General features: G+C 76.8%; 1 protein-coding gene and 1 pseudogene. Both read right to left on the bottom strand.

The window, feature by feature from the left end; translation table 11 throughout:
• A pseudogene (locus E1283_RS39375) lies at positions 1-148 on the bottom strand (GNAT family N-acetyltransferase); the annotation flags it as partial.
• Positions 145-629: MogA/MoaB family molybdenum cofactor biosynthesis protein (locus tag E1283_RS36810; RefSeq protein WP_132822458.1), on the bottom strand; the 485-nt coding region annotated here is incomplete at its 5' end. The gene E1283_RS36810 and the pseudogene E1283_RS39375, both read right to left, overlap by 4 nt.

The raw sequence follows: 629 nt of genomic DNA, 5'->3' as shown, positions 1-629 counted from the left end.
GCGGGGGCGGGATGGTGGCCTCCCAGGGGCGCAGCCAGTCGCGGTTGCGCTGGTTGATCTCGCGCCAGGAGCGGTGGTCGCGCTGTCGAATGGGCCTCAGGCCGACGTGGTCGTCGACGAGTTCGACGGGCCAGGAGTGGAAGTTCATCTCTGGTGGTCGCCGCCGCGCAGCTGGTCGACGGCGTGCCGCAGCAGCGGACGCAGCACGGCCAGGCCGTCCCGCACGCCGCCCGGCGAGCCGGGCAGGTTGACGATCAGGGTGCGGCCGGCGACGCCCGCCAGGCCGCGGGAGAGCGCGGCCGTCGGCACCTTGGCCTGGCCGGCGGCCCGGATGGCCTCGGGGATGCCGGGGATCTCGCGGTCGAGGACCGCGCGGGTCATCTCGGGGGTGCGGTCGGTCGGGCTGAGGCCGGTGCCGCCGGTGGTCAGCACGACGTCGTAGCCGGCGGTCACGGCCTCGCGGAGGGCGGCCTCGACGGGCTCGCCGTCCGGGACGACGACCGGGCCCTCGGCGGCGAAGCCGAGTTCGGCCAGGGCCTCGACCAGCAGCGGGCCCGTGGTGTCGGGGTAGACGCCGGCGGCCGCGCGGTTCGAGGCGGTGACGGCGAGGGCGCGGTAGGGGCTGGGGG

It is taken from the genome of Streptomyces hainanensis, assembly GCF_004348415.1.
In the GTDB taxonomy this organism is placed as follows: Bacteria; Actinomycetota; Actinomycetes; order Streptomycetales; family Streptomycetaceae; genus Streptomyces; species Streptomyces hainanensis.
This window is presented reverse-complemented; position numbering and strand designations above follow the sequence as displayed.